The 26,876-nt window shown below is 67.8% G+C and carries 23 protein-coding genes; 8 read left to right on the top strand and 15 right to left on the bottom strand.

Annotation, left to right across the window (positions count from 1 at the left end):
* From ABZ382_RS23740 to ABZ382_RS23730, 3 genes are read right to left on the bottom strand one after another with little or no spacing between them, the layout of a single operon-like run.
* Window positions 1-1,485, bottom strand: a complete 1,485-nt coding sequence (locus ABZ382_RS23740) for an aldehyde dehydrogenase family protein (protein WP_357092533.1) — start codon at window positions 1,483-1,485, stop codon at window positions 1-3.
* Window positions 1,482-2,825 (bottom strand): glutamine synthetase, encoded by a 1,344-nt coding sequence (locus ABZ382_RS23735; protein WP_357092530.1) that lies wholly within the window; start codon window positions 2,823-2,825, stop codon window positions 1,482-1,484. Before ABZ382_RS23735 ends, ABZ382_RS23740 begins: the two co-directional genes overlap by 4 nt.
* 13 nt (window positions 2,826-2,838) lie before the next feature.
* Window positions 2,839-3,531, bottom strand: coding sequence for a hypothetical protein (locus ABZ382_RS23730; protein ID WP_357092528.1), 693 nt, complete (start codon window positions 3,529-3,531; stop codon window positions 2,839-2,841).
* A gap of 65 nt (window positions 3,532-3,596) precedes the next feature.
* Here ABZ382_RS23730 and ABZ382_RS23725 point away from each other — a divergent pair, with 65 nt between their 5' ends.
* A complete protein-coding gene (locus ABZ382_RS23725; RefSeq protein ID WP_357092526.1) occupies window positions 3,597-4,565 on the top strand; it encodes an alpha/beta hydrolase in 969 nt (322 codons plus the stop codon).
* Between the two features lie 83 nt (window positions 4,566-4,648).
* Window positions 4,649-5,089: a carboxymuconolactone decarboxylase family protein gene (locus ABZ382_RS23720; RefSeq protein ID WP_357092523.1), complete on the top strand. Its 441-nt coding sequence runs from the start codon at window positions 4,649-4,651 to the stop codon at window positions 5,087-5,089.
* Between the two features lie 12 nt (window positions 5,090-5,101).
* Here ABZ382_RS23720 and ABZ382_RS23715 read toward each other — a convergent pair whose 3' ends face one another.
* The 5 genes from ABZ382_RS23715 to ABZ382_RS23695 all read right to left on the bottom strand — a co-directional run bounded on the left by ABZ382_RS23715 (window position 5,102) and on the right by ABZ382_RS23695 (window position 11,033).
* Complete coding sequence (locus ABZ382_RS23715) at window positions 5,102-7,333, bottom strand: acyltransferase family protein (protein WP_357092520.1); 2,232 nt, start codon at window positions 7,331-7,333, stop codon at window positions 5,102-5,104.
* Between the two features lie 83 nt (window positions 7,334-7,416).
* A complete protein-coding gene (locus ABZ382_RS23710) occupies window positions 7,417-8,709 on the bottom strand; it encodes an ArsB/NhaD family transporter (RefSeq protein ID WP_357092517.1) in 1,293 nt (430 codons plus the stop codon).
* 19 nt (window positions 8,710-8,728) lie between these two features.
* Window positions 8,729-9,172, bottom strand: coding sequence for a CBS domain-containing protein (locus ABZ382_RS23705; protein ID WP_357092514.1), 444 nt, complete (start codon window positions 9,170-9,172; stop codon window positions 8,729-8,731).
* A 178-nt stretch (window positions 9,173-9,350) separates the two neighbouring features.
* On the bottom strand, window positions 9,351-10,184 hold the full coding sequence (locus ABZ382_RS23700; RefSeq protein ID WP_357092511.1) for a metallophosphoesterase: 834 nt from the start codon (window positions 10,182-10,184) through the stop codon (window positions 9,351-9,353).
* A gap of 33 nt (window positions 10,185-10,217) precedes the next feature.
* Window positions 10,218-11,033: an SDR family NAD(P)-dependent oxidoreductase gene (locus tag ABZ382_RS23695; protein ID WP_357092509.1), complete on the bottom strand. Its 816-nt coding sequence runs from the start codon at window positions 11,031-11,033 to the stop codon at window positions 10,218-10,220.
* Between the two features lie 293 nt (window positions 11,034-11,326).
* On the opposite strand from ABZ382_RS23695, the gene ABZ382_RS23690 reads away from it, so the two are divergent.
* The 5 genes from ABZ382_RS23690 (at window position 11,327) to ABZ382_RS23670 (ending at window position 15,823) form a co-directional block, all read left to right on the top strand.
* Window positions 11,327-11,533 (top strand): hypothetical protein, encoded by a 207-nt coding sequence (locus tag ABZ382_RS23690; RefSeq protein WP_357092507.1) that lies wholly within the window; start codon window positions 11,327-11,329, stop codon window positions 11,531-11,533.
* 257 nt (window positions 11,534-11,790) lie between these two features.
* Window positions 11,791-12,105, top strand: coding sequence for a WXG100 family type VII secretion target (locus ABZ382_RS23685; RefSeq protein ID WP_357092504.1), 315 nt, complete (start codon window positions 11,791-11,793; stop codon window positions 12,103-12,105).
* A gap of 3 nt (window positions 12,106-12,108) precedes the next feature.
* Entirely contained in the window at window positions 12,109-14,922 is a 2,814-nt protein-coding gene (locus tag ABZ382_RS23680) for a hypothetical protein (protein WP_357092501.1), read from the top strand.
* 55 nt (window positions 14,923-14,977) lie between these two features.
* Window positions 14,978-15,448 carry a YbaB/EbfC family nucleoid-associated protein gene (locus ABZ382_RS23675; protein WP_357092499.1) on the top strand — a complete coding sequence of 157 codons (471 nt, stop codon included), beginning with the start codon at window positions 14,978-14,980 and terminating at the stop codon, window positions 15,446-15,448.
* Window positions 15,449-15,589: 141 nt separating this feature from the next.
* Window positions 15,590-15,823, top strand: coding sequence for a hypothetical protein (locus ABZ382_RS23670; RefSeq protein ID WP_357092496.1), 234 nt, complete (start codon window positions 15,590-15,592; stop codon window positions 15,821-15,823).
* Here ABZ382_RS23670 and ABZ382_RS23665 read toward each other — a convergent pair.
* Window positions 15,795-17,666, bottom strand: coding sequence for a KUP/HAK/KT family potassium transporter (locus tag ABZ382_RS23665; RefSeq protein WP_357093357.1), 1,872 nt, complete (start codon window positions 17,664-17,666; stop codon window positions 15,795-15,797). The two genes, ABZ382_RS23670 and ABZ382_RS23665, sit on opposite strands and share 29 nt — an antisense overlap.
* Window positions 17,667-17,853: 187 nt before the next feature.
* Entirely contained in the window at window positions 17,854-18,189 is a 336-nt protein-coding gene (locus ABZ382_RS23660; RefSeq protein WP_357092492.1) for a helix-turn-helix domain-containing protein, read from the bottom strand.
* A gap of 180 nt (window positions 18,190-18,369) precedes the next feature.
* On the opposite strand from ABZ382_RS23660, the gene ABZ382_RS23655 reads away from it, so the two are divergent.
* Window positions 18,370-19,899: a substrate-binding domain-containing protein gene (locus ABZ382_RS23655; RefSeq protein WP_357092490.1), complete on the top strand. Its 1,530-nt coding sequence runs from the start codon at window positions 18,370-18,372 to the stop codon at window positions 19,897-19,899.
* 62 nt (window positions 19,900-19,961) lie between these two features.
* On the opposite strand, the gene ABZ382_RS23650 is transcribed toward ABZ382_RS23655, so the two are convergent.
* From ABZ382_RS23650 to ABZ382_RS23630, 5 genes are all read right to left on the bottom strand, one after another.
* Window positions 19,962-20,894 (bottom strand): potassium-transporting ATPase subunit C, encoded by a 933-nt coding sequence (locus ABZ382_RS23650; RefSeq protein ID WP_357092487.1) that lies wholly within the window; start codon window positions 20,892-20,894, stop codon window positions 19,962-19,964.
* On the bottom strand, window positions 20,894-23,044 hold the full coding sequence (gene kdpB, locus ABZ382_RS23645; protein WP_357092486.1) for a potassium-transporting ATPase subunit KdpB: 2,151 nt from the start codon (window positions 23,042-23,044) through the stop codon (window positions 20,894-20,896). The genes ABZ382_RS23650 and kdpB overlap by 1 nt, the downstream gene beginning before the upstream one ends.
* Window positions 23,041-24,717, bottom strand: a complete 1,677-nt coding sequence (gene kdpA / locus ABZ382_RS23640; RefSeq protein WP_357092484.1) for a potassium-transporting ATPase subunit KdpA — start codon at window positions 24,715-24,717, stop codon at window positions 23,041-23,043. The genes kdpB and kdpA overlap by 4 nt, the downstream gene beginning before the upstream one ends.
* Window positions 24,718-24,804 (bottom strand): K(+)-transporting ATPase subunit F, encoded by an 87-nt coding sequence (gene kdpF, locus ABZ382_RS23635; protein ID WP_357093355.1) that lies wholly within the window; start codon window positions 24,802-24,804, stop codon window positions 24,718-24,720.
* A 311-nt stretch (window positions 24,805-25,115) separates the two neighbouring features.
* A complete protein-coding gene (locus tag ABZ382_RS23630; protein WP_357092482.1) occupies window positions 25,116-26,876 on the bottom strand; it encodes a protein kinase in 1,761 nt (586 codons plus the stop codon).

Below are 26,876 nucleotides of genomic sequence, written 5' to 3'. Positions count from 1 at the left end.
CTAGAGAGCGATCCAGGTCGTCTTCAGCTGGGTGTACTTGTCGAGGGCGTAGGCGCCCTTGTCGGCGCCATTGCCGGACAGCTTCCGACCCGCGAAAGGCGTTGCCGGAACGCCACCCTCGTACGAGTTGACCCAGACGTTCCCGACATCGAGGCCGCGTGCCATCCGGTGGATCCGCGACACGTCGCGGGTCCACACCGACGCGCCCAGGCCGTAGTCGGTGTCATTGGCGAGACGGAGCGCTTCGCTCTCGTCCCGGAACGGCTGGATGCAGACGACCGGTCCGAAGATCTCCGCGCGGGTGATCTGCATGGAGGCGTTGGTGTCGACGAAGACCGCCGGCGCGATCAGGCAGCGCTGCTCGTCGAGCGCCTGTTCGCTGCCCGTCAGCAGCGTGGCTCCCTCGCGCACACCGGATTTGATGTATTCGAGCACGGTGTCGCACTGGTTACGGCTGCTCAGTGGGCCGAGCACGGTGTCCGGGTCGAGGGGATCGCCGATCGTCAGCGCCGAGACCTGATCGCAAACGCCTTGAACCACTTCGTCATACACCGACTGCTCCGCGAACAGCCGCGATCCGGCGGTGCACATCTGCCCGGTGTTGTAGGTGAACGCCCAGGCCGCGGTGCTGATGGCCTGCTCGAGATCGGGTGCGTCGGCGAAGATGATGTTCGGCGACTTCCCGCCGAGCTCGAGCGACACCGCCTTCCCGTTGGACACCGCCGAGTCGCCGAGCAGCCGCAAGCCGACCTCGGTCGAACCGGTGAACGTCACGCAGGCAACGGAATTGTGCCGGCTGAGTGCCGTGCCGACGGTCGAGCCGCGTCCTGTGACGACCTGAAGCACCCCGTCGGGAAGCCCGGCGAGACTGCCCAACTCGGCCAAGCGCAGCGAGGACACCGAGGTCTGCAGGGCGGGCTTGAGGACGACGCTGTTTCCGGCCATCAGCGCCGGCGCGAGCTTGAGCATGGCGAGGCTGATCGGGAAGTTCCACGGGGTGATGGCCGCGACCACGCCCAGCGGCTCGCGCGTCACCAGAGCCACGGCGTCCTGCAGGCCGCGCGGGGAGTCGTCCATCAGCTTGTCGGCCAATTCGCCGTACCAGCGCAGGTTTCGCACGACGGAGGCGACATCGAAGTCGCGGGCCTCGCGGGCCGGCTTGCCCATCTCGCGGGAGACCAGGACCGCCAGCCGATCGGCATCCCGCTCGATCAGGTCGGCCCAGGCGATCAGGACCCGGCCGCGTGCCGCCGGCGCCATCCGCGACCACACACCGCCTTCGAACACCGATCGCGCGGTCTTGACCATGCGATCGACATCAACGGGTCCGCCCGCGGGCACGGTGGTGAACTGTTCGCCAGTCCACGGATCACGCAGCGGGAGCGTCTCGGAGCTGGTCGCCTGGGTCCACTCGCCGCCCTCCCACATCCCGAAGGACGCGGGGACGGCGGCGGCCGGCGCCCGGAAGGGTTCGCCGCCGGTCATGCGAGCTCGAAGTAGCGCAGGGACTCCCAGACGGAGATCTGGGCATCGTCGCGCTCGGTCTCGGTGTGGAAGGAGAGCCATTCCCACCGGCGCAGGCCGATCCAGTAGTCGATGAATTCGTCCCCGAGATACCAGCGCAGCTGATCGTCGGCTTCCAGCGCGACGATGGCGTTGTAGAGGTTCTTCGGGACCGGCGGAACGACGCCCGGCGCCAGCGCCCAGGCCATCTGCTCGAAAGGCGGAGGCGGCGTGGACTTCTCGTCGAGTCCGAGCAGGCCGCCGGCCAGGAACGCGGCCAGCGTGGAGTACATGTTGGAATCGGCGGACGGCAGCCGATATTCCAGCCGGGTGGCGGAGGCGCCCGCCAGCACCGCGCGCACGGCACACGACTTGTTCGCGACGCCCCACGTCTGGGTGGTCGGGGGGCCTTCGAGCTCCAGCAGCCGCCGGTAGGAGGTGATGGTCGGCAGGGCGAAGCTGGTCGACGCCTCGAGGGTCGCCATCACGCCACCGAGGAAGTGCAGCATGCGCTCACTCGGCTCGCCCGGCTTGTTCGCGTCGAAGAAGATATTGCCGTTCTCGTCGCTGACCGAGACGTTGAGGTGCGCGCCCTGCCCGTACGCCGCGGACCACTTCGCCATGAAGGTGACCGATCGGCCCAGGGAGTAGGCGACCTCACGCATGACCTGCCGGGCGCGCGCCCAGCGGTCCGCGGCCGTGACCGGATCGGCGGGGGCGATATTGAATTCGATCTGACCGCTCGCGGCCTCGTCGGAGTAGGCCTCCCAGGGAATCCCGATCTCGTCGAAACGAGCGGCGACGGCCTCCACGTACTCCACGTAATCCGGAGACTTCGCGTGCACCAGCGCGGCGCCGGAGCTGCCGCCGAGCGGCGTCAGGTTCTGGTACTGCTGGGCGCGAGCCTGCTCGATGGACTCCTGGAAGACGGTCGCCTCGATCTCGACACACGCCAGGATGTTCAGCCCGCGCTTGGCGTACGCGGCCACGATCCGCTTGAGCGCCTGCCGGGGGTCCGCCTGCACGGGCTCGCCCTGCAGGGTCCACAGGTCACCGATCACCGAGGCCATGCCGGGCTTCCACTCGATCAGAGTGTTCTCGTCCGGACGGAGTTCGATATCGGTCATCAGACCATTGCGCCGCCATTCCGGAAAACCGAAACCGAGGGCGGAATGGTTGTTGAGGTCCAACCCCAGGGCCAGATCGGGCAGCGCGATGCCCTTCTCCCGACACGATCGGTATTTCGCCGGGGAGAGCGTCTTGCCGATCAGGACGCCGTCATGGTTGGTCGCCTCGACGCGTACGCGCGAAACGGAGGTCATTGCATCGAAACGGTCAGAGCTCACCGCACACCACTTTCAGATTGGCGCCGATGAGCGCCGAGAGGTCGGAAATAGAGCCATGGAGTGCGAGCTCGCCGCCCTCGAGTTCTTCCATGACCAGCGAACGGCCCCCGAACATGCGCGACAACGCAGCCGACGAGCCGAGGAACGAATAGGCGTTGTTCTCGCCGTCGCCGAAGGAGGCGAATTCGTTCTCGTCGAAGCAGTAGATATTCAGACCTCCCGGCATGCCCCGGAGTTCGCTCACCCGAGCCCAGAACGTCTCCGCCGCGGTGCGCCAGTCGATGTCGGGACCGGCCAGCAATACCTGGACCTCTTTCGCGAAACCGCCCAGCGCCTCGCTGTCGATCTCGGCCGGCGCCGGGTCGGGCCAGCGCACGTCCCAGGTGAGGTCCGGCTCCTCGGCGCTGTCCGCGGAGACGGTGATCTCCGGTCCGGCGAAAGTGACGAAGGCCTGCTGAGCGTCGGTGGTCGACGACAGCCGGATCGTCCTGGCGGCGTCGGTCGCGGTGAACGTCGCACCGCGCTCGAACGCGTCGCGCAGACGACGCGCCACCGACAGGACCATCGGGGTGGGGCGTTCTATCGCCGCCACGTTGCCAGTCACCTCGTGACGTGTTGAACCAGACATGTCGGCCTCTCTGTGAGCTTGGTCATTTGACTCAATCATGTGATTCAATCGCATGATCTGTCAATACCTGCGACGCGCTGATCGCACAAAGCGGCAGGTGATCCGGAAGGAAACATCGGATGGGTTTGTCCGTGACCGCAATGCTCGACATGCTCGATGAGGACGCACGGTCGTTCGCACAAGCGCTACTCGAGGGGGCGCCGGCACCGCCGTATGCCCGATACGGAGTGGATGGCGTGCGGTCGATCTTCGACACAGCCGATTCCACTCGACCACCGATACGGCCCGTGCACAGCGTGGAAGAGCGGACCATCCAGGGCCCTGGGGGCTCGCTCCGAATGCGTTGTTACCGACCGTCTTTCGCGGCCGAGCGACCCGCTGTGATCTATTTCCACGGCGGCGGCTTCGTCGTGGGGACACTCAACGGCGTCGATGACGTCTGCAGGTCGCTGTGCGTCGAGGCGGATTGTGTCGTCATCTCCGTCGACTACCGGCGCGCCCCCGAACACGTCTTCCCCGCGGCCGCGGACGATTGCCTCTGGACCTACGAATGGGTCCGGCGAGAGGCCATCGCACTGGGCATCGACCCGCATCGCATCGCGCTGGCCGGTGACAGCGCGGGCGCCAACATCGCGCTGTCGGTCTGCACCGCCTTGGCCGAAGCCCGCCGCGACCTGCCCAGGTCGCTCGTCCTCGCCTACCCGCCGACCTCGAACGCCCACACGGGCCCTTCCTGGGAAGCCTTCGAGCACGCGCCGATCCTCGGCAAGGCCGACGCCCTGTGGTTCTGGTCGAACTACACCGAGGGCAGCGGAGCGGACCTGGATCCCCGGGCCGTGCCGATCCTGTCGACGACGCTCCACGCTCTTCCGCCGACCTTCCTCATAGCCGCCGAGGTCGACGTATTGCGTTCGGACTACGAGGAGTTCGCCGCCATGGCGTTGTGCGCCGGCGCCGAGGTGGAGCTTCACCAGTACGACGGCGTGCCCCATGGCTTTTTCACCGAACCGGCCGCGATCGGCAAGGCGAGGCGCGCCGTGACCGACGCGGCCCGTCATCTCCGGACGCACTTCGGCCCGTCACTGTGATCGAGGCCATAGCCGCATGCCCGTCACGTCCGCGGGGCCTGTCTCGTCCAAGGGGTACACACGATCCCAGGAAGGACGACACCATGTCGCGATTGACCATGCACGAGGCGGCTCCCGAGGTCTACCAGGCCTGGCTCGCCGCCGAGACCGCGATCCGGCGGGGCCCGCTCGACGCCACCGTGCGCGAGCTGGTGAAGATCCGGGTCTCGCAGATCAACGGCTGCCTCTTCTGCATCGACATGCACTCCACCGAGGCCCGCAAGGAGGGTGAGACCGAGCGCAGGCTCTGGCACCTCAACGCCTGGCGCGAGTCGGCGCTGTTCACCCCGGTCGAGCGGGCCGCGCTCGAATACGCCGAGGCCGCAACGCAGCTCGGCCCGCACGGGGTGAGCGACGAGATCTGGGCGGACGTCGAGAAGCACTTCGACGACGGCCAGCGGGCCGGTCTGGTCGCGGTGACCGCGCAGATCAACCTGTGGAACCGCATCGGCGTCCCGTTGCGACTGGAACCCCTGGGCGAGTAGCGCCGGACGGGGTCACCACCAGCCTAGGATCGGGCGCAGTTCGCGCCCGATCTCGGGGGCCAACGAGCGTGAATAGCTTGCGGTCAAATGGTGTTCGTCGTGGTAGACGAGGATGTTGCCCTCGACGACCGCGCAGACGGTGGGCTCGCAGACCGCGTCGTTGGGGTCGATCAGATGCATGTTCGGGAACGCGGAGGCGGGACCCTCGGCGGGGTTCAGGGGCGAGAGGGCCTCGGAGCGCTTCAGACCGCAACTGACCCGGTCGCCGCCGCTGGCCAGGCAGTCGATGGCGCGGTAGCGGATGCCGTTGCGGCGCAACCACGGGGTGTCGCGGATGCCGATGACCTCGAGGCCGCGATCGGACAGGGCCGACCAGACGTCGATGTAGTCCTGCGGGGTCTCGTCGCCGCCATTGTCGCTGGGACGGGTGGCGGTGGTGAAGACGTAGTCGGGGCGCTCGATGCCGAGGCGGTCGATGACCTCCGCGGACCAGTCCCGGCAGTCCGGGTTGTGCTGGCCCTTGTACATGGGCTCCTCGGCCACCGTCAGCGGACAGCCCATCTTCAGATAGACGACGACACGGAAGCGATGCTGCTCGCCGAGCAGTTCCAGCGCCGGAATCCAGTGCTCGGCATGGGAATTGCCGACCACCGCGATGGTGCGGTGGGCGTTCTGGTCACCGTAGGTGCAGGTGATCACCGCGCGGGTGTCGAAGTCGGAGATGCAGCCGTCGCGCGTGGGGTACGCGATATCGGCGGGGGCTTCCTCCGTGGTGGGGCGCATGGGTGCGCGCGGCACCAGGGCGTGATCGGTGAGCGCCGCCGCGCCCGGGTACTTCGCGGGATCCAGCTGGCCGACCGCGTGCGCCTTCGCGCCGTTGTTCCATTGCCACGCCACCGTGGAACCCAGCAGCAGCACACCGACAGTCGTGACCGCGATACCGGTGAGCAGACTGCCCCGCCCGGCGAGCAGACGGAACGGGACCGCCAGCGCGCGACCGGCGAATCGGCCGTCCAACAGACGGGCCAGTACGGTGGCCACGCGACCGCGCTCCGGGGCGGCCGCGGGTTTGGAACGCTCCCGCAGCGGCTCCTCCACCAGATGGTGGGTGCCGTAGGCGAGCAGCAGCGAGACCACGATGATGACCAGACCGTCCAGCGCTCCGGCCCGGCGCTGATGCTGTTCACCCAAATAGAAGATCAGAATCGGCCAGTGCCACAGGTACAGCGCGTACGCGAAACCACCCAGTTGCACGATCGGGCCGGTGGCCAGCAGCCGGTTCACCACCGGCTGATCGGCGGTGTCGCGGCCCGCGCCCGCGAGAATCAGCGCGGCGGTGGCCAGCACGGGGATCAGGGCGGCGGGACCGGGGAACACCAGGACGCCGTTGACGACCCAGCCGCAGCAGGCGATCACCGCGATTCCCATCCAGGCCAGCGCTTCCCGCGCGGGGGTGGGCAGCCGGATCAGGGGCGCGCAGAGCGCGAGCAATGCGCCCGCCAGCGGTTCCCAGGCGCGCGCGAAGGTGTCGTAGTAGTTCCAGCCCTGCTGGGTCGAAACACCCTCGGCGGCATAGCTGAACGAGATCACCACGGCGATCGCGAACACCGTCGCGAGTGCCAACCGCAGCATCCCGTCCCGGCCCAGCCGCCGCACGATCGGATGCGCGGCAGCTCGTTTCCAGCTGTGCGCGAGCCGCAGTGCGGTCGCCACCAGCGCCACCACCAGCAGCAGTGCCAGATACATCTGCCCCTGCACCGACATCGACCACAGATGCTGCAACGGGCTCACCGACGGATCCGCGGCCAGATAGTCCGACCAGGACGTCGCCAGATACCAGTTCTGGTAGTAGAACAGCGAAGCCAGCGTCTGCCCCGCGATGTCGGACCAACGGGTGTGGGGGAGCAGCACGACCGCGGCCACCACCACCGCGGCCAGCACCACCACCATGGCGGGCAGCAGTCTGCGCAGGGTGCGCCGCACGGTCCGTAGCACGCCCACCGAGCCGGTGTCGGCGCGCCGCACGAGCATGCCGGTGAAGAAGAAGCCCGACAGCACGAGGAACACGTCCACGCCGCCCGAGACCCGTCCCGCCCAGATATGGAAGGCGACCACGAGGGCGATAGCTACGCCGCGCAGGCCGTCCAGATCGTGTCGGTAGGAGCCGGGCCGGACGGGGGCGCCCGAGACCGGCTGGCGGTCGCGGTCGGGCGCGGTCGGGTGATCGGTACTGGATATGGACATGGCGGCTGCCATTGTCGGTCAGGGTCCGCGAAAAACCCCAATCGCCACACAGAAGATGTCCGGAATGCACCAGTTTGCACTGGTCAGGCGAATGCGAAATAGCGCAGCCACAGATAGGGAGCGGCCACCGCAATAGTGACAGCGGTCACCAGAATGCCCTTCCGCGTGAATTCCCAGAACGAGATCGGATGGCCCGAACGGCGCGCGATACCGAGCATCACCACGTTCGCGCTGGCCCCGACTGCTGTGAGATTGCCACCGAAATCCGCACCCAGTGCCAGTGCCCACCACAGCGCGTCCGCCCGGCCCGGCTGGTCGACGTGCGCGGCCAGCTCCGCCACCAGTGGGCTCATGGTCGCCACGTACGGGATGTTGTCGATGACCCCCGACAGCACCGCCGACACCACCAGTATCAGCATGGTTGCCACGAGCGCGTTTCCGCCGGTGAGTTCGGTCGCGAATTTCGCCGCCCGGCCGATCACACCGGTTTTCACCAGCGCCCCGATCATCACGAACAAGCCCGCGAAGAACAGCAGGGTCTCCCATTCCACCGCGCCCAGGTAATCACGTTGCGGCAGACCGGAAATCAACACCAGCGCACCCGCGCCGAGTAATGCCACCAGGGACGGCTCGAGGTGGAAGATCGGATGGCCGAAGAATCCCGCGAAAACCGCCGCCAGCACAATTCCGCACTTGATCAACAGTTTCGGATCGCGAATGGCCTCACGCTCGTTCAGCCCCATGATGTCTGCCGCCCGCTCGGGATCGACGTCGAACGAGCCCCGGAACAGCCGCGGCAGCAGCAGCGTGAACACCGCCAGTTCGATCAGCACGATCGGGGTCAGATTCAGGAAGAAATCGTTGAACGACAACCCCGCCCGGCTGCCGATGATGATGTTGGGCGGATCGCCGATCAGGGTGGCCGCGCCGCCGATATTGGAGGCCAGCACCTCGGCGATGAGGAACGGCGTCGGCGACACCTCGAGTCGCTCGCACACCAGCAGGGTCACCGGGGCGATCAACAGCACGGTGGTGACATTGTCGAGAAATCCCGACGCGGTGGCGGTGATCAGGACCAGCAGGATCATCACCCGCAGCGCGGAGCCCTTGGCCCGCTTGGCCGCCCAGATCGCGACGTATTCGAAGATGCCGGTGTGCCGCAGCACGCCGACGATGATCATCATCCCGAGCAGCAGGTAGATGACATTCCAGTCGATGCCCGTCTCGTGCGAGTAGAAGACGTCGTCGGCGTCGACGATGCCGACCGCCACCACGGCGCCGCCACCGACCAGGGCCGCGGTCGTCTTGTGGACGCGTTCGGAGGCGATCAGCACGTAGGCGACCGCGAAGACCGCGAGGGCGAAGGCGACGTTCACGGTCGCCGCCCCGGCGGACTCAGTTCGCCAGCGCCACCTCGAGCAGCCGCGACGAGGTGATCACGCCGAGCAGCCGCTCGCCCTCCTGCACCGCCACCAGCGGCGACTTGTACTTCGCCATGAGCGCCGCGACTTCGACGATATTGTCGTCGGCCTTGGCCGCCGGGATCTTGGTGAGCCGTTCGGGGATGACGTCGCGGACCTTCTTGCCCCGCAACCGTTTCACCACCTGCCCGCACATGGACTCGTTCAGCACCCCCGCCAGCGACGGGTCGTCCTGGACGTAGGTCGGCACGATGAACAACACCACCTGCGAGGCGGGCAGCACCGAATGCGGCGCCCCGTCGGCGTCGGTCACCAGAATTCCCGGCAGCCGATGCTCGGCCAGCAGCCTCGCGGCGTCGATGGCGTCGGAGTCCAAATCGATCACCGGGTAGTCCTCGGCCATCTGAGCGGCATGCATAACTGCAGGATACGACGATGGGCCGGGCATTCACGGCAGCAATATACGTCAAGATCGAAAATGGACGCCGCATCGAAACTCCCAGGTCGGAACGTACAGCCCGAGGTTTCGGACCGGCCGACCAGACTTCCCGGCGCACCGTGAGTACAGATTGCGTAAAAGGATACCCGTAGCGGGTTTACCGGTCGCCGACGACGGGCAGCTCGTACACCCGATAGGCCGCGCGGATGACCGGGTGGGAGACATTGCGGACCTCGACCCCGGCGGGCGTGCGACCGAACTCGGTGCCGCCGTGGGCGTGTCCGTGGATCGCGAGGCGCGCGCCGCCCGCTTCCACGGCGTCGGCGAGCTCGGAGCAGCCCAGTCCCGGATAGATCTTCGGCGGTTCGCCGACCAGGGTGTCCACGCACGGGGCGAAGTGCATCAGGGCGATGCGCAGATCGCAATCGAGGGATTCCAGGGCGGCACGCAGGCGGGCGGCGTCGGCGGGGCCGCGGCGAAAGCGCGCCCGGTGCTCGGCGCTGCCCTCGCCGGGATTGCCCGGGTGGCCGGGGAATCCGCCACTGCCGCCCATCACACCGGCGATGCCGAGCCGAATATCGTTGACGGACAGGGTGATCGCAGTGCCGTCAAGTATGTGGACACCGATCTCGCCGAGCCGCACCGCGATCCGGAACCCGAGACGTCGGTCGTGATCGTGATTACCGAGGACCGCGACCACCGGCACCGGCAGGTCGGCGATCTCCCCGCACAGCACCTCGGTGTCGCGCAGCGTGCCGCTGTTGGTCAGGTCACCGGCCAGCAGCAGCACGTCGGCGCGTTCACCCAGTTCCAGCAGGGCGGGGCGGAAGCGGCCGCGCAGGGTTTCGCGCAGGTGCAGATCACCGACCGCCGCTACCCGGACACGGCCGGATCCGAGATCGCCGCGGCCGGTTTCCGCGGCGCGTTCTTTCCCGTGAGCACGGCCCATACGGTCAGCCAGCCACACGAACATCGGGCGTGTCAACGCCATTCGACCGCGGTAGCCGCGCTCCGGGTGCTCCGGTCAGTCGATATCGGTGAGCCGGGCGGTGAACCGGGCCAGGCGGGCGCGGACGGTCGGGTTGTCGACCAGGGCGGCGGGCGCCGCCGGTTCCAAGCGAACATAGTGCGCGCCGGAGACCAGTTCGGTTGCCGGATCACAGAGCCGGATGATCTCGGCGGCGACTTCGGCGGCCGGCCGGCCGACGTGACCATAGAACGGGAGCATGCCGGTTTTCATGTTCCCCGGATCCACGCTGATAGCAGTCACCGAGCCGGAGAACGCCTCGGCGAAGGTGCGGCTGAAGATGGTCAGGGCAAGTTTGGATTGGGCGTAGACCGGCAGCGACAGGTAGTAGCCCTTCTTCCGGTCCAGGTCGGACCAGCCGATCGCGCCGGCCTTGTGCATGGTCGAGGAGACGTTCACGACCCGCCCGCGGGATGCGGACAGGGCGGGCGCGAGAGCCTTGGTGAGCACATAAGGCGCGAGATAGTTGACCTGGAAGGTGATCTCGGTGCCGTCCAGGGTCAGGGTGCGGCGCTCGGGCCCGCGGATCGCGGCATTGTTCACCAGCAGATCCAGACCGGTCCGGGTGCGAGCCAGCTCTCCGGCCAACGCCACGATCTCGTCCATCCGCGAGAAATCAGCCGTCATCAGCCGTAGCCGCAGCGGTTCGGCGCCGCCTTTGACCAAGTGTTCCAGCGCGGCATCACCGCTGTCCTGGTCGGGGGCGTGCAGGATCACGGTGGCGCCGCCCTCGACCAGGCGGCGGGCCAGTTCCAGCCCGAGACCACTGGTGGCGCCGGTGACGAGCGCGGTACGGGAAGCAAACGGAGACATCGACCATCCATTCGGAGAATGCGTGAGGGCACGCGAAAGCCCGCCTCACGAGTGAGATTCGGTGGGATCACCGAAGAAGGTGCGGCCGGATTCGACCGTCAGAACAGGCGGAGACCACGCGACGGCGGTTCGTCCTCGCCGCCGAAGCCGAAGCGTTCCAGCGCGGTGGGCGCGGGCTCCGGACGCATGTCTGCCATGCCTCCATCAGAACCGCAGCTCGGCACCCGGGACAAGATCCGGCGGCCACCTTGACGAAAAATTACCGGGCCACCCCCTCGACCCCACTCCCCCGCATGGGTTACTGGTTCGAGCATGGGATCGTCATCACCGCGCGGCACCACGCCCGGGCCGTCCGCTTCGACGAGATGCGGGTGTGGCGGCGGGTCACCGAAGCCGTGGAAGGCACTGCGCTGACACCGATGTCACTGACCTACCGGGTCGGGACTTCGGCCGGTGACGCGGCGACGATCCCCTCCGGGATGCCGTGCATGAAGGGCTGATCGGCGTGTGGGTGAACCGGGGAGGTAAAGATGTTCTGCTCCAGGCATATCCGACCGAACTGGTGAACGACATCGACCTGCTCCGGGCTCTGTCACGGGAACTGCGGTCGAAGTGAGATCCCTTCCACCGCACCGATTTCGTCAAGAGACCGCACGAATACCGTCAGGGGCACGTTAATTCGCCACCCGAGCCCTTCTCGAAGCGGAATCGGGCTGCCAACCTCGGAATCCGGTCGAGGAGTGGAAGAGGTGCGTGGGTGGCGGCGAAAGTCGGTGTGACGCCGGGGCAGTTGCGGGGCGCGGCCGGGAAGATGGCGGATCTGCGGGATCGGGTCGACGAGATCCGCGCCGCGTTGGAGAAGTCGCTGGCGGCCAAGGGATCCGCGTGGGGCGGCGATGGTTACGGCAGCACGTTCGCGGACGGTGAGCAGGGGTATCTCGCCGCGCACACGAACCTCGCCGAGGGGCTGTCCAATACCGCCGACACCTTGGATTCCTACGCCGACGGCCAGAACAAGGCCGCAGATCTGCTGGCTCACACCGACAAACGCAACGGCGACGGCTTCCGGTAACCCGTGTCGATCGATATTCCCGGCGAGCTGGAATGGCTCGGCTGGGTCGCTGGATCCGATTGGCCCGACGGCGACGAAGACGATATGTGGGGTATCGGCAGCGACTGGCGCACCGCCGCCGCCGAGCTGCGCAAGCTCCTCCCCGACCTGCGGGCCGCCAAGACGGCGACGATCGACGCCTACCCGTGGGGTGACGGTCTCGAGGCCATGACCAAGGCGCTCGACGCGCTCGACCACGGCCCGGAGTCCCTCGAACATCTCGCCGAGATCCTCGATGCCGTAGCCGAATCCGCCGACGGCCTGGGCACCGAGATCGAGTACACCAAGATCCTGGTCATCTCCTCGCTGGCCATGCTGGCGGTGGAGATCGCCGCCGCCTGGCTGTTCCCGCCCACCGCGCCCCTGTCGGAGGCCCTCGCGATCGGGGCCACCCGGGTGGCGGTGCGAGTGCTGGGCGAGCGCGCGGTGAGCGCGATCGCCCGCTTCGCCGCCAAGACCGGCCTCGCGGCCCTGACCAAGTTCGCCGCCAAGCACGTGGTCTTCAGCACCGTGCTCGGTGCGGGACAGGACCTGGCCATCCAGGCCTACCAGGTCGGCGCGGGCCACCGCGACGGCATCGACTGGGAACGCGTCGGCACCACCGCCTACACCGCCGCCGCGGCAGGCGCGGTCGGCGGGCCCGCGGGTTCCCTGCTCGGCAAAGCGGCGAACCGAATTCACCCGCCCGGCGGTCGATTCGGCGACGCCGTCAAGGGCGCGGCGGTCGGCGCGGGCTCCGGCATCGCGGGCGGCCTCGGCGCCTGGGGCATCGGCGGCTTCGCCAATGGCTGGACCTGGGACCCCCGCATCCTCACCAGCGCCGGCGCCTACGGCATCACCGTCGGCGGCAGCAAGGGATTCCGCCACTCCCCCGCCGTGCACGGCCCGGGAACGCGTCCGTTCAACGCCGCGGACCCCGCCCTGCACGGCGGCGAAGCCTCGCACGCACCCGTTCACGGCGGCGACGGCAGTACGCCGCCCCCACGAACCGCCGGAGACAACGGCGAGGGTCCGCGAACCGGCGAACCATCCAACACCCATGGCGCTGAGCCGCGCGCGGGCGACCCGGCGAACCCCGGCGCGGGCGAATCCCACCCGGCGAACGCCGCGAACCCGGGCGCAGAACAGCCACGAACCGGCTCACACGGCGCGGAGGAGCCTGCACCGCAGTCCACTCCCCGGTCGGGCGGCCCGGACGGAACAACGCCGCGCCCGCAGAGTTCGGCCAGTGGTCCGGAAGGCCATGCGGGCGGCGAGAATCGCAGCGCGCCAGGGGCCGAATCGAACCATCGGGCGGACACGGGAGAGGGCCCTGTGCCCCAGGGCGAAGCGGGGCCGGCCTCGGCAGGAACCCCGCCAGGGCAGCAGAGCGTCCTTTCGAACGCGCATGCGTCGGATCCACTTGTCCAGGTGCGGGATTCGCTGCGCTCGATGGGCGTGGACCCCGACGGCATGAGTCCGCGCGAATTGGAGCGGGCGTCGACCGACGCGATCATGCGGCGGGTCGGGGAACTCACCGCGGCCGCCGACGACCTCCCCAACCAGAACCTGGGTCCGGCGGAGTATTTCGCGCGGCGCGACGCGATTCAGCTGCAGATCGCCGACACCATGGCGCTACGGGGACAGCTGCGTTCGCTGTTCGAGCAGCATCACGCGGGAACCGGCCCGGCGGCCCCGGCCGCCTCGCCGAATCCCGCGCATCACCCCACGCTGCAGCCGCACACCGCTCCCAAACCCGCTGCCCCGAGCGCGCCGCAGATCGAGCCGAGAACCGAGATCCGTTCCACGGGAGAAGGACTCGATGCCGCCCGGGAGAAGATGCGGCGACTCGGCGTCGACCCGGACGGAATGAGCCCGGAGCAGATGCGCGCGGCCGCGGAGGCCGCGTTCGGGCAGAAGGCCGATGAGTTCGCGGACCGAACCGCCGCGCTGGAGGGAGCCGGACTGCGGCCCGGGGAGTTCCGCGTGCAGAGGATGGAGTTGCAGAAGCAGATCGACGAGTTCCTCGGCCTACGGCGCGAGATTCGGGCCGGGCTACCCGATGCCGGGAACACCCCGGGCACACCCGCGAACACCGTGGCCGAGCCCGCACCAACCCCACAACCGGCCCCCGAGCCGACGGCGCCGCCGCCGGTCGAACCGAGGACGCCGCTGCCGGTCGAACCGCCTCCTGCGGGACCAGAGCCAGAATCCGGGGTCGGCGGGCCCGGGCCGTCCCCACGCATCGCACCCGAACCGGACGAGTTCCCCGACACCACCTCGAAGATCCCCTACACGCCGAGGTACTTCGGCCTACCCCCGATTCCTCAATTCTCCGCCGCCGCACCACCACCCGACGCCATCTGGGAGCCGCCCACGGCCCCCGAGCCGGAACCCACGCCGGACCCGACGCCGGAACCCGTACCCAGCCCAAGGCCCGACCCGATCCCATCGCCCAAGCCTGTACCCACACCTGCGCCACATCCACCCACGCCCACACCACCCACGCCGACGCCGACACCCGAGCCACCCACACCGACACCGCCGCCGCCAACTCCCGAGCCCCCAGCGCCAACGCCGGATCCACCTTCACCAACCCCTGAACCGCCCACTCCCACACCAGAACCGCCTACCCCCACACCCACACCCGAACCACCCACCCCTACACCCACGCCCGAACCGCCGACGCCCACGCCGCCAACCCCGGACCCCACGCCGACCCCGATACCTGACCCCACACCCACGCCCGAGCCGGACCCTCCGGCCCCCTACCCGCCAGGACCGGTGGGCGCGGGATGAGTTGGACGGAGAGCCGTTCCGTCACCGATTGCCAGACCTAGGAAGGACGAAGTTCATGTCGAACGAACACGCCAAAGCGGATATGGCGCGATTGCTGGACGAAATGCGTGAGCAGGTGCGGGAGGTGGCGCGGATTCAAGGGGAGCGGGCGCGGATCACCGGGCGGGCGACGGTGCGTAAGCGGGTGACCGTGACGACCGACGCGAACGGGATGGTGACCGAGGTCCGATTCGGTTCGGAGATAGCCGATTTGAGCTATCCGGAGATCGCGGACGCGTGCTCGCGGGCGGCGTCGGCGGCCGCCGCGGACGCGGCCCGCCAGGTCCGTGAGCTGATGGCCGGGTTCCAGCACCAGCGGTCGGGTCTGGCCGCGCTCAGCGATCTCATCCCGGGTGCTCCGGACATCCGCTCGGTGCTGCCGCCACTGACCGGGGAGCTTCCGCCCCAGCAGGATTCGCGGCCGTCGGAAGAAGAGGAGACCGGCTACCGCGACCCGGGCGCGATGTTCCGCGAATCCGGTTGGTGACGCTCCGACTGCCCCCAGCGTAAGGAAATCGGAAATCCGGTGTGGGCGGCGGTAATGGATGCATCAAGGCCGCCCGATGTCCCCCGCGGCGGCGGTTGAATCGAAGGTCTCAGTCAAGGACCAGTAGAAGAGGCCATCATCATGGGCATCATCGATATGGATGTCTGCCTGTCGTCTTTCCAGGTGTCGCAATCGCCGGACGGCGCCTTCGTCGCGCTGTCCGATCGATATCCCGGCGTGGTCGTCCGCAACGAGTTCTCCTCCCTGGCCGCCGTCGACGAGCTGATCGATCTGATCGACCACATCGAACAGCAACGGCGGCAGGATCGTTCGGCCGGCCGGCCGCCTAGACCTCGATGTGCGAGCCCATGGTGACCGTGCGGTCGCGGGGCAGGGCGAAGTACTCGGCGGCGTCGGCGGTGATGTGGGACGTGGCGATGAACAGGCGTTTCCGCCACGGCGCCATGGTGGGCTCGTCGCCGCGGCGCAACTCGATCTTGGACAGGAAGTACGACGCCTGATCCAGGTCGAGCACGCCCTCGGTGTCGGCGGGGTCGAGGAGCCGCAACGCCGCCGGAACGTCGGGCGCGTCCATGTATCCGTAGGTCGCGGTGACGTGGATGATGCCGTCGTCGGCATAGCCGAGGTGGTCGACCGAGATGCGTTGCGGCGCGGCCACCCGCGGCACCAGGTCGGTCTGGAGCGTCAGGATGACGACCTGCTGATGGCGCACATGGTTGTGTTCGACATTGGCGCGCATGGCCAGGGGCGCGGTCTCCTTGCCGCGGTTGAGGAAGATCGCGGTGCCGGGAACGGTGACCACGGTCGAGCGGTCGGCGCGGACCTGGTCGACGAACTCCCGCAGCGAGCCCTCGCGACGTTCGCGTTCGGCGGTGACGATCACCCGCCCGCGCTGCCAGGTGGTCATGATGGTGAACGCGATGACGGCGATCAGCAGCGGCAGCCAGGCGCCGTGCACGAGCTTGGTCAGGTTCGCGGCGAAGAACAGCAGATCGACGGTCAGCAGCGGGATCGCGCCGAGCAGTATCAGCCACAGCGGCGTCTTCCATTTCGCCCGCGCCACATAGAAGAACAGCAGGGTGGTGATGGTGATCGTGCCGGTGACCGCCATACCGAAGGCGTAAGCCAGCGCCGCCGAGGTGCGGAACGCGAACACCAGCGTCAGCACCGAGACCAGCAGCAGCCAGTTGATCCACGGCACGTAGATCTGGCCGATGGTGGACTCGGAGGTGTGCGCGACGCGCAGCCGGGGCAGGTAGCCGAGTTGCGCGGCCTGCGCGGCCACCGAGAACGCCCCGGTGATCACGGCCTGTGACGCGATGACGGTGGCCGCGGTGGCGAGCAGCACGATGGGAAGCCGCCCCCAGCCGGGCGCGAGCAGGAAGAAGGGTGCACTGAGATTGGCGGGATCGTCCAGGATGAGCGCGCCCTGGCCCATGTAGCTGAGCACGCAGGCGGGGAACACGAGGAGCAGCCAGCTGCGCGTGATCGCACTGCGCCCGAAATGCCCCATATCGGCGTAGAGCGCCTCCGCTCCGGTGACCGCCAGCACGATGGCCGCGAGTGCGAAGAACGCGATGCCGAAGTGCCCGAACAGGAATCCGAGCGCGTAGGTCGGCGACAAGGCTTTCAGAATCTCCGGATGCCGGGTGATTCCCGAGATCCCGCACGCGCCGATCACGAGGAACCACGCGATCATCACCGGACCGAACACCCGCCCGACCGCCGCCGTGCCGCGCCGCTGCACCAGGAACAGCGCGAGAATGATCACCGCGGTGATCGGCACGATGAAATCGTCCATCCCGGACGACACCGTCTTCATGCCCTCGACCGCCGACAGCACCGAGATCGCGGGTGTGATCATGCTGTCGCCCAGGAACAATGACGCGCCGAAGATGCCCAGGGCAGCCAGCATCATGGCGGTCCGCCGCCCACCCGGAATGGTCCACCGCCGGAGCAGGGTGATGAGCGCCATGATCCCGCCCTCGCCCTCGTTGTCGGCGCGCATGGCCAGCAGCACGTAGGTGACGGTCACGATGATCATCACCGACCAGAACACCAGCGATACCACGCCGAAGATATTGTCGCGACTGACCGGAACCGGGTGCGGGTCTTCGGGATTGAATACCGTTTGCAGGGTGTAGATCGGGCTGGTGCCGATATCGCCGAACACCACCCCCAGCGCGCCGACCGTCAGGGCGAGCCGCGATCCGGTGTGCGCACCGGTCGCCGGCGCCGCGGATGCGTCTCCCACCGGGGTGCTCGGGGAAACCGTCACGCCATCCTCCTCCGCGCGGATTTCGGTCGGAGGTCCGCGCCATCGCACCGGAGGTTACCGGCCGGTCGCGCGCTTTTCCCGGGGGCGTGCCGGGCGGTCGGTTGGCTCAGCGGTCGCGGACCGAGTCCGGCTGCTGGTAGAGCGCTTCCCACACGGTGAAGCTGGACAGCAATTCGGCGATGCGCCAGCCGCTCCCGGTCAATCGCACGGGTCCGGTCAGCTCCAGTGGCTCGTCCCAGCTGCCGACCGAATCCGCGGTGACCACGCCGTACGCGGCCAGCAGTCGCACCACCCGCGACACCCCGGGCCGGCGCATGCCCAGTGCCGCGCACAGCTCTCGCACCGTGCGCGGTGCGCAGGCCAGCTGGTCGAGGACCTCCACCACGCCGCGGTGATTCACCAGCTCACGCAATGCGGACAATTCATCCGCCGGGTTGTTCATCGAACCGACGCCTCGCCTTTCGACAGCGGAATACTGCTGCCATCGACGCTAGGCCGACCGACCGGTCTGGAAGCCCTATCTTGACGCCCCCTGTTCACCGCGCCCCGCCTTCTTAACCCGATCCATACAGCTCTAGGCTCGAGCGGCAGGGCTGGAGGACAACAGAATTCGGGGTTTTCGGTGAACGGTTTTCCCCTCGAGATCGTGCTGGCGGTCATCGGTATCGCGGTGCCGATCATGGCCTTCGTCTGGGAATTCGTACTGGTGGGGCGCAAGCGGCTCGGATATCGGGTGCAGATGGACACCCCGGTCACGGGCGAGATCGAGTCGGTCTTTCCGGGCGTGCTACCGCAATTGCGGCCCGAGGGCGACGGGGCCGCGCCCGATCTGCAGGACCTCTCGGTGGTCCTGGTACGGATCGAGAACAACGGGCTCACCGATGTCGACAGCACCGACTACGCGTCGCCCGAGAGCGATCGGGTCGGGATGCACATCCATTTCCCGCATCGGCGGGTGATCGGCATGGCCGTGACCGAGCTGTCCGATGACGCGATGGGTGACAGCCTGAAGCCGGACACCGGGATCGGGAGCCGGGAGGACACGCAGCATCGGGTCGGGATCATCGATCTGCCCAAGGTGCCGATGGATCGCGGCGATCACTACAAGATCCTCGCCATCCTGCAACGGACCGCCGGGGCCGGGGAGTATCCGCCGCCGGTGGTGCGGGCCAAGCTCAAGGGCGGGCGGGTGTCGGAGACCCGCAGCCGGATCGGCGCGTCACCGAAACTGCTGGCGCTCATCGGGTTCCTGGTGGCGGTCATCGCGGTGCAGTTCGCGATCGGGCTCGACGACCCGAAGACGAAGAACGCCGCGGACTGCGTGGCGGGGAAGCTCACCCTGGTCGGATCCACGGCCTTCGAGCCGACCATCCGTGATGCCGCGGCCGCGTATGCCACACAGTGTTCGACGGCGGCGTTCGACTTCGAATTCGACAGCAGCGACCGGGGTTTGAGCCGACTGGACGAACAGGGCAGGAACGAACCCGGGCTGCTCGCGATCACCGACGGCCCCAAGGGTGTCGGCTACCCGACGCTGCTCCCCCGCCCGCTCGCGCTGTCGCTGTTCACCATGATCGTCAATCCCGGTGTGGGCGTTCACGGTCTGACCACCCAGCAGATCCGCGACCTCTACGCGGGCCGGATCGACAACTGGCAGCTGGTCGGCGGCCCGGATCTGCCGGTGCGCGTGGTGAATCGAATGCTCGGCTCCGGCTCCCGGGAAGCGTTCCGCCAGCATGTGCTCGGCGACGACCAGCCCCCCGCGCCGGCCGCCACCAGCTGCCGCGCCATCGCCGCCACCAAGCCGCCCGGTCCCGCGTTCTGCGAGGTCCCGGTGACCAATGACATGCTGAAAACCATTGCCGACCTGCCGGGTTCCATCGGCTACAGCGAATTCTCCGACGCCGCGAAGGCCACCGGCGTCAAGCCGGTGACCATCGATGGGCACACGCCTACCCGGGAACAGGTACTCGCCCACGCCTACCCGTTCTGGAGCGTCGAATACGCCTACAGCAATGGCGAACTCCCGGCCGATTCACCGGCCGCGGCGTTCCTGCGCTTCCTCACCGGCGGGACCGGCAAGGACGTGCTGCGCTCGAGGGGCAATACACCGTGCGGCGAGTTGCCGAACCCGACCACGTGCTCGCCGTAGGAAAGACCAAGGGGCCCGGTCACCTTCGTGAGCGAAGCGACCGGACCCCAGGAATCGGCTGATCAACCCTTGAACGGGAACTTACTGTCCAGGTCGTAGTTCAGCTCGACGACATTGACCGTGGGCTCCCCCAGGAAGCCCAGGGCCCGGCCGCTGCGGTGGGCATCCACCAGCGACTTGATCTGGTCGGCGGACACATTGCGCGCCTTGGCGACCCGCGCCACCTGGATGGCCGCGTACTCCGGGGAGATCTGCGGGTCCAGGCCGGAGGCCGAGGCGGCGACGGCGTCGGTCGGCACCGGGGTGTCGGCCGAGGCGTCGCCCCGGATCGGGACGATCTGACCGGCGGAGTAGTCCTCGCCACGCTTGGCGCACTCCACCTTCACGCCCTCGTACGCCTGCTGGAACGGGGTGGTCTCGTTCTTCGGGTCGGTCGAGCACGCCTCGTTGACGCTGATCACCCGGGTCGGGTGGGTGACCAGGCCGTGCGCGTCACGATCGCCCATGACCGCGAGCACCGAGCCGACGCCGCCGGAGGTGCAGTACGGGCGGCTGCCGTCCACGCCCTCCAGCTTGCCGACGGCCATGCTGCGCGAGCACACCGTGCTCAGCAGGCTGAGCTTGTCCTTGCTGGGGTCCGCCGCGTCCAGGGTGTCCACGGTGGACTCCGGGCCCATGTTCCCGAAGGCGGAGTTCAGCGCGTTGTAGCCGTCCGGGCTCGCGTCGTCGCCGGACCAGGCCGCGTTGGAGGGGCGGGTCTGGAAGTACTGCGCCAGCGCATTGCCCTTACCGTCGGTGAACGCCTGCCCGATCAGGCTGGAGCCCACCACCTTTCCGTCCTTGGTGATCAGCGACCCGTCCGCCTTGTCCTTCAGCCCGGGAATCTGCGCGACACCCAGAACCACGGCGGGATAGACGATTCCGGTGATCACCGTGAGCACCAGCAGCGCTCGCAGCGCCGCGATGTGTTGCCTGATCCAGGCCGACATACGCATTAGGACATCCCGGGGAAGAATTGAATGACAAGGTCGATGAGCTTGATCCCGATGAACGGCGCGACGATGCCGCCGAGGCCGTACAGGGACAGGTTGCGGCTCAACAGTTTCGACGCGCTGGACGGCCGGTAGTTCACGCCGCGCAGCGACAGCGGGATCAGCGCCACGATGACCAGAGCGTTGAAGATGACCGCCGACAGGATCGCCGACTGCGGCGAATGCAGCCGCATCACGTTCAGCAGATCCAGGCCCGGGAACATCGACACGAACAACGCGGGAATGATCGCGAAGTACTTGGCGATGTCGTTGGCGATCGAGAACGTGGTCAGCGCGCCACGCGTGATCAGCAACTGTTTGCCGATCTCGACGATCTCGATCAGCTTGGTCGGGTCGGAATCCAGGTCCACCATATTGCCCGCCTCTTTCGCGGCGGACGTTCCGGTGTTCATGGCGACGCCCACGTCGGCCTGCGCGAGCGCGGGCGCGTCATTGGTGCCGTCACCGGTCATGGCGACCATGCGGCCGCCGGCCTGTTCCTTCTTGATGAGCGCGAGCTTGTCCTCCGGAGTCGCCTCCGCGAGGAAGTCGTCCACGCCCGCCTCGTCCGCGATGGCTTTGGCGGTCAACGGGTTGTCGCCGGTGATCATGACGGTGCGGATGCCCATGCGGCGCATCTCGTCGAACCGCTCCCGCATGCCCTGCTTCACCACATCCTTGAGGTGGATGACGCCGAGCAGCTTGGCGGTGTCCTTCTTGATCTCCGCGACCACCAGCGGGGTGCCGCCGGACGCGGAGATGCCGTCGACGGTCTCACCGACCTGACTCGGGATCTCGCCGCCGTGCGCGCGCACCCATTCGGTGACCGCGCTGGCCGCGCCCTTGCGCAGCTGATGCCCGTCGGACAGGTCCACACCCGACATGCGGGTCTGGGCGGTGAACTCCACCCAGGTCGCGCCGGTGAGCTCACCGGCGGTGCGCTCACGTTTGTTGAACGCCTGCTTGGCGTACACCACGATGGAGCGGCCCTCGGGGGTCTCGTCCGCGAGGCTGGAAAGCTGTGCGGCATCGGCCAATTCGTCAGCGCTGACGCCCGGCATCGGCACGAAGTCCGAGGCCTGGCGGTTGCCCAGGGTGATGGTGCCGGTCTTGTCCAGCAGCAAGGTGTTCACATCGCCCGCCGCCTCCACGGCGCGACCGGACATGGCCAGCACATTGCGCTGCACCAGACGGTCCATGCCCGCGATGCCGATGGCCGACAGCAGCGCGCCGATGGTCGTCGGGATCAGGCAGACGAGCAGCGAGACCAGCACGATGCCGGTGACGCCATTGCCGTCCAGCGCCAGATTGTCCAGCACGCCAGGGTTGTTGGCCTTGGAGAAGATGGCCGGCGGCTGCAACGTCGCCACCGCGAACACGAAGATGATCGTCAGGGCGGCCAGCAGGATATTGAGCGCGATCTCGTTCGGCGTCTTCTGCCGTGACGCACCCTCGACCAGCGCGATCATCTTGTCGATGAACGAGCCGCCCGGCTCCTGGGTGATCTGGACGACGATGCGGTCCGACAGCACCGTGGTGCCGCCGGTCACGGCCGACCGGTCACCGCCGGATTCGCGGATGACAGGGGCGGACTCACCGGTGATGGCCGATTCGTCCACGGAGGCAATGCCTTCCACGACGTCACCGTCACCGGGGATGACCTGGCCCGCCTCGACCACCACGTAGTCGCCACGCCGCAGTTCCGGAGCGGCCACCCGCTCCTCGACGACGCGCGCACCCGGCGACCAGTTCGCCAGACGGCGAGCGACCGTGTCGGTCTTGGCCTTTCGCAGCGTGTCCGCCTGTGCCTTGCCGCGACCCTCGGCCACCGCTTCGGCCAGGTTGGCGAAAATGACCGTCAGCCACAGCCAGACGACGATCGCCCAGGCGAAGAACGTCGGGCTGGCGATGGCCAGGATGGTGGTCCAGACCGCGCCGATCTCGACGATCAGCATCACCGGGTTGCGCCACATGATGCGCGGATCCAGCTTCTTCAAGGCGTCCGGCAACGACTTGATCAGCATCTTCGGGTCGAACAACCCCGCTGACACACCGCGTTTCGGGTTGCTGTGCGCGGTCTTCACCGGCGCGGAATCGATAGTGGGAGTGCTCATGAGTGGATTCCTTCAGCGAGCGGGCCGAGCGCCAGCATCGGCAGGAAGGTGAGCGCGACCAGGATGACGGTGACGCCCGCGACCATGCCGACGAACTGCGGCCGATGCGTCGGCAGCGTGCCCTCGGAAGCCGGGGTGTGTCCCTGCGCCGCCAGCGAACCGGCCAGCGCCAGCACGAAGATCATGGGGATGAAGCGGCCGAAGACCATGGCCAGGCCGAGTGCGGTGTTCCACCACACGGTATTGCCGGACAGACCGGCGAAGGCCGAGCCATTGTTGTTGGCCGCGGAGGTGAAGGCGTACAGCACTTCCGAGAGCCCGTGCGGACCCGAGTTCGCCATACTCGCGCGTTCCCCCGGCAGGGCCATCGCGACGGCGGTTCCGGTCAGCACGATCAACGGCGTCACCAGGAAGTAGGCGGCGGCGAGCTTGATCTCCTTCGGAGTGATCTTCTTGCCCAGGTACTCCGGGGTGCGGCCGACCATCAGGCCCGCCACGAACACGGTGATGACCGCCAGGATCAGCATGCCGTACAGACCCGACCCGGTACCGCCGGGCGCGACCTCACCGAGCTGCATGTTGAACATGGTCATCATGCCGCCGAGGCTGGTGTACGAGTCGTGCGCGGAGTCCACCGCACCGGTCGAGGTGAGCGTGGTCGCGGTGGCGAAGGTCGCCGAATTCGAGACGCCGAACCGGGTTTCCACGCCCTCCATGGACGCGCCGATGGCACTGGGGACGGTGCCGTGGTGCTGGAGCTGGAAGAGGTTCATCACGGTCAGGCTGAGCACCGCCAGGGTCGCCATGACGGCGGCGATGGCCACACCCTGCTTCGGCGATCCGACCATGCGCCCGAAGGTGCGCGGCAGCGAGAAGCTGATCACCAGCAGCATGAAGATCTCGACCCAGTTGGTCCACGCCGTCGGGTTCTCGAACGGGTGCGCGGAGTTCGCGTTGAAGAACCCGCCGCCGTTCGTACCCAGCAGCTTGATCGCCTCCTGGCCGGCAACGGGTCCGCCCGGCAGGGTTTGCGAACCGGTGTTGCCCACCGTCTGAGCGATCTGGTCGTACACGTGCAGGTTCTGGATCACGCCGCCCGCGACCAGCACGATGGCGAAGAACACGGCCAGCGGAAACAGAATTCGGGTGGTTCCCCTCACCAGATCCACCCAGAAGTTGCCGAGCTCGCCGGTCCGGTGCCGGGCGAAACCGCGCACCAGCGCGACCGCCACGGCCATGCCGACCGCCGCCGACACGAAGTTCTGCACGCTCAGGCCGACAGCCTGAACCACATGACCCATGGTCGATTCACCGGCATAGTTCTGCCAGTTCGTATTCGTGACGAAGCTGATGGCGGTGTTCCACGCCAGATCCGGGGTCATCTTCGTGCCCGGATCATTCAGGTGCCACGGCAGTTTGCCCTGGATCAATTGCAGGAAGAACAGGAACAGCACGCTGATGGCCGAGAAGGCGAGCGCGCTGCGCGCGTAGACGGCCCAGGTCATCTCGACGCCCGGCTGCACGCCGATCAGTCGATAGATGCCCCGCTCGGCCTTGTTGTGCTTCTCGCTGCTGTAGACCCGGTACATGTAATCGCCCAGCGGCACATGCACCGCGGCCAGCGCGATGATCAGGGATACCGCGAACAGGATCCCCGCTGTTGTCGTGCTCACTCAGAACCTCTCCGGATACAGCAGTGCCACCACCAGATAGATGGCGATACCGACGGCCAGAACCAGACCGACAATGTTCTGAGTCACAGCCGTTCCACCCCGCGTTGGATCAAGCCGAACAGGGCGAAAATCGCCACCGTCAGCACCGTGAACACCACGACGGACATCTCTCGAACCTCTCTCTGAACGGCACGTCCCAAGACGCGCCGGAGTGAGTCAAGCGCCCGATAAGGGGATATTCGAGGACCTTTACGCCTTCTTAGCGTCCCATGGGGTCGCATTGACGCTCCGCTTACAGCGTCGCCCCGCGCGTCGCACAGATGTCGTCGACAAGTCGCCCGATTCCATCAAAAAACCGTCAGGACCTGCGGTCTCAGGCCACCAGGCAGACCCGGGAGCTAGCGTCCCAGCACTCTGAGGATGGTGCCGTCCAGGCCTGCGGATACGTATCCGCCGTCGCTGTACTCGTTGGAGATGTAGACGCGAAGGACCGGCCGACCATCACTGAACGTCCCGTCGGTGTCGACGATGATGTAGCGAGTCGTCGGGTTGGGGACTTTCAATTGCTGGGCAGCCTCGGCCAGGAGGCCCGGGAGAATATCCCAGTTGATGGAACTCAGATCGATGGTTTTGCCGGTCAGTTGGCCGCCTACGCCATCACGCTTGGCTGCACCGTCGCGGTAGCTGAAGTTGTCGTAGTGATTGGGCTGGTTCGCGACGGGGGCGCCGGAGGACACGTGTTCGGGATAGATCGTGGTTTCGGTGAATTGCTTTCCGCCGGAGACTTTCTCCAATGCCGCGATTGCCTTACGGACTCCGTCAGGAGTCAGTAGATCGACGGCGGGCGCGCCCTTGACGGTGGTGGGCGCGATGATCGTCGGCGGCACAGCCCCGCTGCTCAGGATGATGCCGGTGGGATCGGTCTGGCCGGTCGGCAGGCTCGACCCGCCCTGGCTGTCGGACGAGGGCCACAGGGCGATGGCGGCGGCCACGGCGACCGCCAGGCCCACGGCGACACCCGCGAAGATCCACGGGCGCGCATTGCGTTGCGGCGTAACGGGTGTGGGGTTCGGCGGCATCGGCACGAACGCCTGCGGAGCGGTGAAGCCGCCCGGGTGCGGGATGGTCGGCGCGAATCCCGGCGGGGGCGTCGTCGGAAACGGCTGCGGCTGGGCCGCTGTCGCGAACGGCTGAGGCTGCGCCACCGTCGCGTACGCCTGGGGCTGCGGGGTCACCGGAAATGTCTGAAACGCCTGGGGCGGCGGGGTCAGGTCCTGCGGGGAGGTGACCGTACCGTGCGGGCCCGAGAACTGGTGGTGCGCAAGCTGTTCCGGGGCGGTGTCGCCGGTGGCGATCACCTGGGAGAGCATGCGGTCGATCTGGTCGGCGGGTGGGCGGTGGCCCGGGTTGGGGACCAGGAGGGCTTGCAGGACCGGGGTGAGCGGTCCGGCCTGACGCGGCGCCGGGACCGAGCCCATCAGGACGGCGGCGAGGGTCGCGACGTCGGTGTCGCGACGCATGGGCTGGTAGCCCTCGACGGCGGCGAACAGCACCAGGCCCAGCGACCAGAGGTCGGAGGCGGGGTTGCCCTCGTGGCCCTGGAGGCGTTCGGGGGCGACGTAGGGCAGCGACCCGACGACGCTGCCGGTGGAGGTGAGCCCCGTCAGGTCGTTGACGGCGGCGATGCCGAAATCGGTGAGGACGGGCGAACCGTCGGTGCGCAGCAACACGTTCGGCGGTTTCACGTCGCGGTGCAGGACGCCCACGGCGTGGGCGGCGCGTAGACCGGCGAGGATGCCGCGCCCGACCAGAGCGGCGTGCGCGGGCGTCATGGGCCCGTCGCCGAGCCGGTCGGCGAGCGAGCCGCCCGCGACCAGTTCCATGACGATCCACGGATGCTGCTCGGCGGGCGTGTCCACGATGTGGTGGATGGCAACCACATTGGGGTGGGCGATGCGGGCCAGGGCGCGGGCTTCGCGCAGCACGCGCTCACGCTGGACCTCGGCGGCGGTCGCCTCGCCCTCCGCCTTCACTTCCTTCAGCGCCACCTCACGGTGCAGGGCCACGTCGTACGCGCGCCACACCGTGCCCATGCCACCGCTGCCGAGTGGTTCGATCAACTCGAAACGCCCGTCGACCATTGACCGCCCGGAATTCAC

This window comes from Nocardia sp. NPDC005825, assembly GCF_040630175.1.
Lineage (GTDB): Bacteria > Actinomycetota > Actinomycetes > Mycobacteriales > Mycobacteriaceae > Nocardia.
Note: the sequence above shows the minus strand (reverse complement) of the source record. Positions and strands in the feature narration are given on the sequence as shown.